This is a genomic window from uncultured Sphaerochaeta sp. (genome assembly GCF_963676625.2).
In the GTDB taxonomy this organism is placed as follows: Bacteria; Spirochaetota; Spirochaetia; order Sphaerochaetales; family Sphaerochaetaceae; genus Sphaerochaeta.
The window spans coordinates 1-9,060 of sequence record NZ_CAXXYB010000012.1 but is presented as its reverse complement, the minus strand read 5'-3'; the positions used below and the strand labels follow the sequence as shown (position 1 = coordinate 9,060).

Annotated in this window: 15 protein-coding genes and 1 pseudogene; 14 read left to right on the top strand and 2 right to left on the bottom strand. The window is 46.2% G+C overall.

Annotation, left to right across the window (positions count from 1 at the left end; genetic code table 11):
- The first annotated feature begins 117 nt into the window (after nucleotides 1–117).
- Together ACHZBG_RS16405 and ACHZBG_RS16400 are read left to right on the top strand one after the other, a co-directional pair.
- Complete coding sequence (locus ACHZBG_RS16405) at nucleotides 118–255, top strand: GntR family transcriptional regulator (protein ID WP_320130540.1); 138 nt, start codon at nucleotides 118–120, stop codon at nucleotides 253–255.
- 148 nt (nucleotides 256–403) lie between these two features.
- Nucleotides 404–661 (top strand): FCD domain-containing protein, encoded by a 258-nt coding sequence (locus ACHZBG_RS16400; protein WP_320130542.1) that lies wholly within the window; start codon nucleotides 404–406, stop codon nucleotides 659–661.
- A gap of 357 nt (nucleotides 662–1,018) precedes the next feature.
- Here the strand turns inward: ACHZBG_RS16400 and ACHZBG_RS16395 are convergent, their stop codons facing one another.
- The gene (locus ACHZBG_RS16395; RefSeq protein WP_320130539.1) at nucleotides 1,019–1,225 is read right to left on the bottom strand and encodes a hypothetical protein; all 207 of its coding nucleotides are present in this window, start codon (nucleotides 1,223–1,225) and stop codon (nucleotides 1,019–1,021) included.
- A gap of 230 nt (nucleotides 1,226–1,455) precedes the next feature.
- Between ACHZBG_RS16395 and ACHZBG_RS16390 the strand changes: the two genes are divergently transcribed.
- The 5 genes from ACHZBG_RS16390 (at nucleotide 1,456) to ACHZBG_RS16370 (ending at nucleotide 3,893) form a co-directional block, all read left to right on the top strand.
- Complete coding sequence (locus ACHZBG_RS16390) at nucleotides 1,456–1,614, top strand: hypothetical protein (protein WP_320130538.1); 159 nt, start codon at nucleotides 1,456–1,458, stop codon at nucleotides 1,612–1,614.
- The gene (gene amrB / locus ACHZBG_RS16385; RefSeq protein WP_320130541.1) at nucleotides 1,553–2,359 is read left to right on the top strand and encodes an AmmeMemoRadiSam system protein B; all 807 of its coding nucleotides are present in this window, start codon (nucleotides 1,553–1,555) and stop codon (nucleotides 2,357–2,359) included. Before ACHZBG_RS16390 ends, amrB begins: the two co-directional genes overlap by 62 nt.
- Before the next feature lie 2 nt (nucleotides 2,360–2,361).
- Nucleotides 2,362–2,931 carry an AmmeMemoRadiSam system protein A gene (gene amrA, locus ACHZBG_RS16380; RefSeq protein ID WP_320130537.1) on the top strand — a complete coding sequence of 190 codons (570 nt, stop codon included), beginning with the start codon at nucleotides 2,362–2,364 and terminating at the stop codon, nucleotides 2,929–2,931.
- Between the two features lie 109 nt (nucleotides 2,932–3,040).
- A complete protein-coding gene (locus tag ACHZBG_RS16375; protein ID WP_320130536.1) occupies nucleotides 3,041–3,484 on the top strand; it encodes a radical SAM protein in 444 nt (147 codons plus the stop codon).
- A complete protein-coding gene (locus ACHZBG_RS16370) occupies nucleotides 3,444–3,893 on the top strand; it encodes a hypothetical protein (RefSeq protein ID WP_320130535.1) in 450 nt (149 codons plus the stop codon). The genes ACHZBG_RS16375 and ACHZBG_RS16370 overlap by 41 nt, the downstream gene beginning before the upstream one ends.
- A 3-nt stretch (nucleotides 3,894–3,896) precedes the next feature.
- Here the strand turns inward: ACHZBG_RS16370 and ACHZBG_RS16365 are convergent, their stop codons facing one another.
- Nucleotides 3,897–4,091: a YwbE family protein gene (locus tag ACHZBG_RS16365; RefSeq protein ID WP_320130534.1), complete on the bottom strand. Its 195-nt coding sequence runs from the start codon at nucleotides 4,089–4,091 to the stop codon at nucleotides 3,897–3,899.
- Nucleotides 4,092–4,199: 108 nt separating this feature from the next.
- Here ACHZBG_RS16365 and ACHZBG_RS16360 point away from each other — a divergent pair, with 108 nt between their 5' ends.
- The 7 genes and pseudogenes from ACHZBG_RS16360 to purF all read left to right on the top strand — a co-directional run.
- Nucleotides 4,200–4,742 carry an ATP-binding cassette domain-containing protein gene (locus tag ACHZBG_RS16360; protein WP_320130533.1) on the top strand — a complete coding sequence of 181 codons (543 nt, stop codon included), beginning with the start codon at nucleotides 4,200–4,202 and terminating at the stop codon, nucleotides 4,740–4,742.
- Nucleotides 4,702–5,091, top strand: coding sequence for a hypothetical protein (locus ACHZBG_RS16355; RefSeq protein WP_320130532.1), 390 nt, complete (start codon nucleotides 4,702–4,704; stop codon nucleotides 5,089–5,091). The genes ACHZBG_RS16360 and ACHZBG_RS16355 overlap by 41 nt, the downstream gene beginning before the upstream one ends.
- Nucleotides 5,084–5,683, top strand: a complete 600-nt coding sequence (locus ACHZBG_RS16350) for an ATP-binding cassette domain-containing protein (RefSeq protein WP_394699418.1) — start codon at nucleotides 5,084–5,086, stop codon at nucleotides 5,681–5,683. Before ACHZBG_RS16355 ends, ACHZBG_RS16350 begins: the two co-directional genes overlap by 8 nt.
- A 179-nt stretch (nucleotides 5,684–5,862) precedes the next feature.
- Nucleotides 5,863–6,273 (top strand): C-GCAxxG-C-C family protein, encoded by a 411-nt coding sequence (locus ACHZBG_RS16345; protein WP_320130530.1) that lies wholly within the window; start codon nucleotides 5,863–5,865, stop codon nucleotides 6,271–6,273.
- A 182-nt stretch (nucleotides 6,274–6,455) separates the two neighbouring features.
- Nucleotides 6,456–6,947: a 5-(carboxyamino)imidazole ribonucleotide mutase gene (gene purE, locus ACHZBG_RS16340; RefSeq protein WP_320130529.1), complete on the top strand. Its 492-nt coding sequence runs from the start codon at nucleotides 6,456–6,458 to the stop codon at nucleotides 6,945–6,947.
- A gap of 63 nt (nucleotides 6,948–7,010) precedes the next feature.
- Nucleotides 7,011–7,722: pseudogene (gene purC / locus ACHZBG_RS16335) on the top strand (phosphoribosylaminoimidazolesuccinocarboxamide synthase).
- Between the two features lies 1 nt (nucleotide 7,723).
- A partial coding sequence (gene purF, locus ACHZBG_RS16330; protein ID WP_320130528.1) for an amidophosphoribosyltransferase occupies nucleotides 7,724–9,060 on the top strand: 1,337 nt, incomplete at its 3' end.

The following is a 9,060-nucleotide window of genomic DNA, read 5'->3' as shown; positions in this document are numbered from 1 at the left end:
GGATGTTTCTGATTTTTCCCTTTCTCGGGTCAACTTGAGCCAGCAGGTAGCGGATCATCTGAAGAAGTGATACTTGCCTCTTCCTCTGCGAGGGTTTCCGAGAAATTACCATCTGAGATGAAGCTTGCCAAGCAATATAACGTAAGCAGGCCGATCGTACGGGAGGCTTTGAAACTATTGCAGGAGCGTGGGCTTGTTTCGCTCAAGAATGGTTCCGGAGCCTACCTTACCAAACCTGAGCCAATACCGTCATGACTGCTGTCAACCGGATTATGCAAGTAGATAACATTTCACCCAATGACTTGACTGAAGTCAGGGCAATCCTGGAAATATCCTCTGTTGAACTTGCGGCAAAAAACGTCACGAAAGAACAATTGCTCTGCATGAAAGAAATTCTCGATAAATTTCAGGATACGACGCTGCCCTTGAAAGTCAGGGTTGGCTTGATGCTTCCTTTCATATTGCCATTGCAGAAGCAAGCGGCAACGAGTTGCTTACCTTGTTTGTGGAAGTACTTACTTCCTTGCTCGGGGACTACATGGGGAAAAGGAATAATCATACAGGCGGGGTAAGCGATGCCATTGCCCGGCACAAGAAGATTTATGATGCGCTTGAGGCTCATGATGTAGTTCAGGCTAGGATAGCATGGAAGAACATCTGAAGGTCTCCAGCGATAATGTACGTCAATTTGATTCAAGAAAATAGGCTTCAATACTTATATTGACGTTTTTATTTCAAATCCAAATTCATGCAATATAAGATCTTCACTAATTATTTCATCATAGATTCCCGCAACCTTTTCAAACCATTTTTCCTGTAGAGGTTTATGGCAGGTTCATTGCTGTCCACGACAAAAAGCCTCAAATACTTGCTTCCTTTGCTCTTGCAAGTGCAATGGCCTCGGTAAGCATCCTGCTGCCAATTCCTTCTCTTGAATACTTGACATGACTCCAAGCGGTCAATATATACTGCCTTTTCCTGTTTGTTTTTCCATGTCACATAATCTGCCCCTGCATTTTCATTGCATAAGGCAAAAGCTGCAGCTATTTCCATTATTTTCCACTAAAACATACAGACGATCATTTTCGATGTCCTCACCAAAAACCTCATAGGGATATATCTCATCCCAGATCTGGATATTGTTCTTGTTCATGGTATCAATTATTTTTTCATATACCACTTTTAGTTGTGGTAGGTCATTCATCGTAGCCAATCTTACATTCATTGTAATCTCTCGCCAATTTTGTATTTGCTGTCAATAATTTTACCATATAACGTTGCTATATGGTGACCTCTTGTAGCATATTGTCTTCTATTTTTTTCTTTCCTCCGGTGGACGGTAGTCCTCTTGTTGTCGGAATTTTTGGTTGTTTTTTGATTCCTTGCTTTTTTTCAGCTTTGCAGTAATATGGAAAGAGCAGGAAAACCCCTGTGTTTCCTGCAAGGAAGGTTCCAATGGTTTTCCAAAACGGTACTTCCCGGCTCCGACATGCAATCTTTGCAGGTAGTTGGTATCCTCGTGAGGATGCTGAACTGGAACTCTTGATTTCCAATTCCTTGCAAGAATCGAAAACCCGCGAAAAACAGGGAGAAAACGGATTATCCCCAGAGTAGGTTTGCAATTCTACCTCATGCAGGACTTGCCTTTTCCCAGCGGGGAATAGCTCCTTTCTTCCTTCATTTTCCACCCCAGACTGAACGGATCCTGATCTTGGCGCCCTCTCATTATATTGCATTGAATTCTGATGAACTAATACTGGGGTCTTTTACTGGATATGAGACACCCTTGGGTAACCTTGATGCGTTTTCTCTTTCGTCCGGACAGCAAGGAGGAGAAAAAGCAATAGAAAACGAACATGCCGTTGAAATGGTTTTGCCCTATCTTGCCTGGATTGCGAAACAGGGACAGAACCTTTCTGTGTGCACCGCCTTGGTTTCTCATCTTACCAGCAGTGACCGGGCCAGGGAGATAGCCTTGACTTTGATTGATGAACTAGGGGAAGCTGAGTTGCTATCGGGAAAGACCTTGGTAATTGCCAGCAGTGATTTTACCCATTATGGACGTCGATTCGGTCATACCCCTTTTGCAGGAGATTCCATGCCTACAATTGAGGACAAAGTGAAAAAAGATGATAGTGTCCTTTCTTCATTACTGGCTTCTGGCAACGTTAAACAGGCTATGGATTTCTGTAAAAAACACCAAAGTACTGTCTTTGGCATTGCTGCCAGCTCAATCGTGGCTTCTCTTGCCGCTGAACTCAAGGCGACAGGAAGGCTTGTTGACTATTATACATCCAATGAAGTCTATGCAAGTGACCAGGATGAATTTGTTGCCTATGCAACCATCCTATGGAGTTGAATATGGATACAAAGGAAAAAGCCTTATTACTGATTTTGGCAAGGAAGACCATAGGCAGTGCCCTTGGAGAAGAACAGCGTGAGAATGGAATTTTTTTGGAAACTCCACTGCCCAAGTCTTTGGAAGCCTCTCATCATGGAGTGTTTGTAACCCTGAAGGAAAAAAACTCGGAAAATAGGCTACGGGGTTGCATCGGCAATATCATAGGGACGAAACCCTTGTATAAGATGGTCAAGGAGCTCGCTATCGAGGCAGCCTTCCATGATCCGCGTTTTCCCTCGGTGCAAATAGGAGAGTTGGACAACCTGACTATAGAGATCTCGGTGCTCACAACTCCCAGGGAAATTGGTTCCCTGGACCTTTTTGTACCGGGAAGAGATGGTATCTTGCTTACCCTGGGATTCAGTCGAGCAGTCTTTTTACCCCAGGTTGCTACCGAACAAGGCTGGGGGAAACAAGAAATGCTGGAAAATCTTTGTTTGAAAGCGGGGTTGGCTCCAAATTCCTGGCAATATCCTGCATGCAGGTTTGAAACCTTTCAGGCAATTGTTTTCTCCGAGGATGATCAATGAACGGCGTAACCTGTGATTTTTGCTGGCGACATTGCTCTATAGCCGAAGGCAAGACGGGTATCTGTTCTGTTCGTATGAAACCAAGGGGGAATCTTGGTCACTGAGGGGTATGGAAAAATTGCTGCCATGGCTGTCGATCCCATCGAGAAGGAAACCCCTGTATCATTTTCTTCCAGGTTCAAAGACTTTTTCCCTTGCGTTGTTCGGATGCAACTTTACCTGTGGGTTTTGCCAGAATTATACCATTTCGCAAAAAGAGTATCGCAATTCCTTTTTGAAAGAACAAATCAAACCGGAAAAACTTGTGCAACTTGCCTTGGAAGCGGGATGCCCTTCTATCAGTTATACCTATAGTGAACCCCTGGTATGGCAGGAATACATGATAGAGACTGCCATTCTTGCCAGAAAGCATCATCTGAAAAATATCATGGTTACCAATGGATCCTTTTCCCTTGAAGCCCTGCAACGAATTGTTCCTCTGATGGATGGTTTCAATATCGATGTAAAGGGAGATGCCCAATTCTATACCCAAAATCTGTGGAGGGTCTCTTGAGCCTGTCCTTGATGCAATCAGTTATATTCTCAAGGAAAAAGTTCATTTGGAAGTAACCACGATGATCATGGAAAATTTTCATACGCCAGAAATGATTGGTTTCTTGGGAAAAAATCTGAAAGAGCTTGGTGTCCAAGTCTGGCATCTGAGCCGTTTCTTCCCGTGTTACCGATTTTCTTTTGGAAAGCCGACCTCGGAAGCGTATCTTTTGGAAATGCTAGGACAAGCCAGACTTTCTGCGATTCCCTATATATATGGGGGAAACAGCAGTCGAGAGGATGCTACCTATTGCCCCTCCTGCGATACTTGTCTCATGACGTCACACTCGTATGATAAAAAGAGTATCCAGGCAATTGAAAATGGTTGCTGTGTCCATTGCGGGAGCGCAATCTACGGGGTTTTCTCGTAGCGGTCAGTCAAGGATTTCCTGTACTCTTCCTACCAATCCTGACTCAAGTCTTACCTTGATTCCATGCGGATGGGTCGGGGAATTGGTAAGTATATCCTGTACGATTCCCTCGGTGCGCTTTCCTGTCCTTTGGTCTGCCTTGAGCTCTATTGATACTCTCAATCCTGCGTGTATGGTGCTTCTTTTCTTTCCGTCCATGTAATATTGTTCCTCTGCAAATGAGTATAGGATAAGAGGCCGTGCTTAGTCATCCGGGTGACAAACTGCTTTCATTCTGTTACAGTTGGCACTTTCAGGAGTAATTTCGTGGTCAAACTTAGCGGTATCAATGTAGCGTATGGCGATCGCAGTATTTTGCGCAACGCCGATTTACTGATTCGTCCCGGGGACAGGATTGGTCTGGTCGGTCCCAACGGAGCGGGCAAGACAACCCTTTTGAAAGTGATTGCAGAGGAAGAGAAGCCAGATGATGGCGTCCTCTTGGTAGATTCCGGTACTGTCATTGGTTATTTTTCACAGAATGTCGGAGAATTATCCGGCCGTAGTGCCCTCGAGGAAGTGCTTGCAGGGGCTGGTTCTGTGTATGAGATCGGGCAGCAACTTTCCAAATTGGAACATCAGATGGCCGATCCTGTGGCAGAGCCTCTCAGTGATGCCGATATGGATCTTTATGGTGAATTGCAGACTGAGGTCCTTGCTCGTGAGGGATATGATTTGGAGTATCGTTCGGAGGCAGTGCTTACCGGACTCGGTATAGGTCCCGAGCGTTACCATGAACCAGTGGAGCATTTCTCGCGGTGGTTGGAAAATGCGTATCGCCCTGGCCAAGATCCTTGTATTGAATCCTGATGTGCTGCTTATGGATGAACCGACCAACCATCTTGATGTTGAATCGATCGTGTGGTTGGAGCAGTGGCTCAATAATTTCAAGGGTGATCTGATGATGACCAGCCATGACCGTGAATTCATGACCAGGCTCTGTACCCGGACCGTGGAAGTTGCCGGGGGAAATGTTACCACCTACAGTGGCAATTATGATTATTACCTCAAGGAACGTGAGATGAGACGGGAACAGCTTGTTGCGACCTACAATAGGCAACAAGCCCGGTTTGCCAAGGACGAGGAGTTCAATAGCAAAGTTCGGGGCTCGTGCTTCCCACGCCTCCTTGGTACAGTCAAGGGTCAAGGCCTTGGATAAGATCGAAAGGATAACCCTTCCTTCCGATCCGAAAAATATGTCAGTCCAATTTCCCGAATGTCCGAGAAGTGGGGACCAGGTTGTCGTTTTTTCCCATCTGGGCAAAGCCTGGGAGATTTCGGGAAAACCAGATCACCAAGTCTTTTCAGGTCTTGACGGGGCTGTTATGCGAGGCAATCGCATTGCCTTGACTGGGATAAACGGAGCCGGAAAATCCACCTTGCTTAAGGTGATTACCGGTCAGACTGCTCCCAGTGAAGGAGAAGTGACACTTGGAGCCAGCGTACGGTTCGGGTATTTCAGCCAATATTCCTCGGATGTATTGAATCCGAACAGGAGTGTCTTTGAAGAAGTCTCGGACCGCATTCCCTATGCTTCCATCAGTTCTGTCAAGAATATCCTGGGTTCCTTCCAGTTTACCGGCGACGATTCGGATAAAAAGATCTCGGTGCTTTCCGGTGGTGAAAAGAGCAGGGTGATGCTGGCTTGCATGCTTGCAGTTCCTGTCAATTTCCTGATTCTGGACGAACCTACCAACCATTTGGACATCCAAAGCAGGGAAAGTCCTGCTCGAAGCGTTGTGTCGTTTTGAGGGAACTATCATGATTGTCAGCCACGACCGTTATTTCCTTCGTCACTTGGCCAATCGGGTATTCTGAGATCGATCATGGTAAGTTGAATGTATATGAAGGTTCTTATTCCTATTATCTGGAAAAGAACAATATGGAATATTGACGATTTATTCTGTTGTCTTGATTTGGAGGTTTTAGCATGGAAAAAAGTTATGTGGACAGGGCTCAGGAATATCATGAAAGCGGTTATAATTGCGCACAGTCGGTAGCTTGTGCCTTTTTGCCCATTCTCTCCATTGACGAACCGACGTTGTTTTCTGTCATGGAAGGCTTTGGAGCTGGGATGGGTGGTATGGAGGCAACCTGCGGGGCTCTTAGTGGAGCTGTTGCCGTCGCTTCGTTGTTGACAAGCAGCGGATCTGTAGAGAATCTGACAAAGGTCAGGACTTATGAACTGTCCAAGGAGCTGGTCTCCCTGTTTCAGGAGAAGAACCACAGCCTTGTTTGCAAGGAACTCAGAGGTATCGAAAGCGGAATTCCCTTGCGGTCCTGTCCTCTTTGCATCGAGGATGCGGTACTTCTCGTTCAGCAAGTATTGCATCTTGAATAGGGTGAATTTGTTGCAAAAATTGATATATTCGATATAAAATTACTTAAATATGTTGCATAAATCCAATTTCCTGCTGATGAGTACTACGGGTTTGTTGTAAAAATGTAGTGTTTTGAATTGCAATTATTTTCCTCGTTTCGGTATTGTACCTATATACCATTCAATCGAAAAGGAACAGGCCGATGATGAAAGTTGCCATTGTCATGGGAAGTGACAGTGATTTGCCGTTGATGGAAAAAGCCTTCAGGATTCTTGAGGAATTTGGGATCCCCTACGATGCCCATGTATACTCAGCGCATAGGACTCCCCGCCAGGCAATTGAGTTTGCATCGACTGCATCCAGCCATGGGTATGGGGTAATCATCGCCGGGGCAGGCAAAGCTGCCCACCTTGCAGGAGTCTTGGCCGCCAATACCATTTTGCCTGTGATAGGAGTGCCCATCTCTGCTTCGCTCGGAGGTTTTGATGCCCTTCTTTCCACGGTACAAATGCCTACGGGAATTCCTGTTGCGACCGTAGCCGTAGACGGAGCCGGTAACGCAGCCTTGCTGGCGATCCAGATACTTGCCTTGGGGGATGCCACTTTGAGTTCCAAGCTCACCCAAAGCCGACTTGACATGGAACAAGCGGTTCTTAAAAAGAATGAAAAACTTGAACAAAGCTTTATAAAATAAGGCTTTGTTTTATTTTTAGCCCACTAGAGGCTTCTATTTTCCGTTACTCAAGGGAGATTCATGATGGTCAAGACCAAGCAATTGTATGAAGGGAAAGCTAAAAAAGTATATGCTACCGATGAACCTGGGGTATATATCGTATCGTACAAAGATGACGCCACGGCATTCAATGGATTGAAAAAAGGAACTATTGAAGGCAAGGGGTCCATCAACAACAGGGTAAGCAACCACCTTATGAAGCTTCTCTCCAAGCAAGGTATTCCGACTCATTTCCTTGAAGAGCTCAATGATCGGGAAACTGCCGTAAAAAGTGTAACAATAGTTCCCTTGGAGGTCATTGTCCGCAATATCGCAGCAGGTTCCCTGGCCAAGCGTCTCGGACTTGAGGAAGGCGTGAAACTATCCTCCACCGTTTTGGAATATTGCTATAAGAGTGATGCGTTGGGCGATCCCATGCTCAATGAATATCACATCAAGGCAATGAACCTGGCTTCGGATGAGGACCTGGCGACCATTGCCGATTATAGTCTCAGAATTAACACTATCCTCAGTGCTTATCTACTCGATCTTGGTATCGAACTGGTCGATTTCAAGCTTGAATTCGGCAAGACAGCTGATGGCACCATTATCCTTGCTGACGAAATTTCTCCTGATACCTGCAGATTCTGGGATAGCAAGACCAAGACAAAATTGGATAAGGGACCGTTTCAGAAGAGATCTGGGGAATGTCGAGGATGCTTATAAAGAAATTCTCAAACGCCTGATGGGAGTATAACATGTCCGAAATTCATGAAGAGTGTGGACTTTTTGGAGTGTATTCCGAAAAGAATGAAGATGTTGCCGCGCTCTCCTACTACGCGTTGAATGCCTTGCAGCATCGTGGCCAGGAAGGTTGTGGCATCGCCTTGAATGACGATGGAGTTATTTCGGTCTATAAAGACAACGGCTTGGTCCGGGACGTATTCGCCCCGGGATCCTTGCCTTTGGGTTCTGGCAGTACCATGGCGATTGCACATGCTAGGTATGGTACGACTGGCCAGGAATCCCGTACCAATGTGCAACCCTTGGTGATTACCCACAGAAAGGGGCGAATGGCCCTGGCCCATAACGGGAATCTCACCAATGACGCGGAATTGCGTGATGAACTGGAGCTGACTGGATCCATTTTTCATACCACCAGCGATACCGAGGTCATTGCCTATATCATCACCAAAAACCGTTTGTGTTGTCCCAGCATAGAAAAGGCCATCGAGAAAACGATGGAAGAGATTGCGGGAGCCTATTCGCTTTTAGTCATGTCCAGCACGAAACTCATAGCGGTGCGCGATCCTTGGGGATTTCGACCCCTCTGCCTGGGCCTTATTGGCGATGGATATGTCTTTGCTTCGGAAAGCTGTGCCCTCGATGCCGTCGGGGCTACCTTCGTACGGGATATCGAGCCAGGTGAGATTGTTGTCATCGATTCCAAGACAGTTTCCGAGACTGGACCTGTGAGCATAAAGACCCATTGCAAGACAAAGCCTTCCTCCTTGTGTGTATTCGAACTGATTTATTTTGCGCGACCTGATAGTATCGTCGATTCGGTCCATGTCCACTCGGCCAGATTGAGGGCCGGTTCTTTTTTGGCTTTGGAACATCCTGCCCAGGCGGATGTAGTGGTAGGGGTTCCCGATAGCGGACTTGATGCAGCCATTGGTTATTCCAGGCAATCGGGAATTCCGTTTGGTTTGGGATTCATCAAGAATAAATACATAGGGCGGACGTTTATCCAGCCAAGCCAGAGTGACCGTGAGGATACGGTGAGGATAAAGTTGAATCCCATAATCGCCACAGTGAAGGACAAACGAGTCGTGCTTATCGATGACTCCATTGTCAGGGGAACCACCTGCAAGCGAATAGTAAAACTATTGAGGGATGCCGGAGCGAAAGAGATTCATTTCAGGTCCTCGGCTCCAAAGTTCCTCTATCCCTGTTACTTCGGCACCGATATCGATTCTTCCGAGGACTTGTTTGCCTACAAGTATACGGATGATCAGATGAAAAAGTTGCTTGATGTCGATTCTTTGGGATTCCTCAGCAGCGAGAATGTTACCAAATTGGCGGATCATCCCTG

Coding starts and splice junctions, on each gene's coding strand:
- ACHZBG_RS16355 (WP_320130532.1), top strand. CDS start 4,702: ATGCGTATCGCCCTGGCCAAGATCCTTGTATTGAATCCTGATGTGCTG.
- ACHZBG_RS16375 (WP_320130536.1), top strand. CDS start 3,041: ATGGAAAAATTGCTGCCATGGCTGTCGATCCCATCGAGAAGGAAACCC.
- ACHZBG_RS16405 (WP_320130540.1), top strand. CDS start 118: ATGAAGCTTGCCAAGCAATATAACGTAAGCAGGCCGATCGTACGGGAG.
- ACHZBG_RS16365 (WP_320130534.1), bottom strand. CDS start 4,091: ATGGACGGAAAGAAAAGAAGCACCATACACGCAGGATTGAGAGTATCA.
- ACHZBG_RS16390 (WP_320130538.1), top strand. CDS start 1,456: ATGGTTTTCCAAAACGGTACTTCCCGGCTCCGACATGCAATCTTTGCA.
- ACHZBG_RS16370 (WP_320130535.1), top strand. CDS start 3,444: ATGCCCAATTCTATACCCAAAATCTGTGGAGGGTCTCTTGAGCCTGTC.
- purE (WP_320130529.1), top strand. CDS start 6,456: ATGATGAAAGTTGCCATTGTCATGGGAAGTGACAGTGATTTGCCGTTG.
- ACHZBG_RS16345 (WP_320130530.1), top strand. CDS start 5,863: ATGGAAAAAAGTTATGTGGACAGGGCTCAGGAATATCATGAAAGCGGT.
- ACHZBG_RS16395 (WP_320130539.1), bottom strand. CDS start 1,225: ATGAATGTAAGATTGGCTACGATGAATGACCTACCACAACTAAAAGTG.
- amrA (WP_320130537.1), top strand. CDS start 2,362: ATGGATACAAAGGAAAAAGCCTTATTACTGATTTTGGCAAGGAAGACC.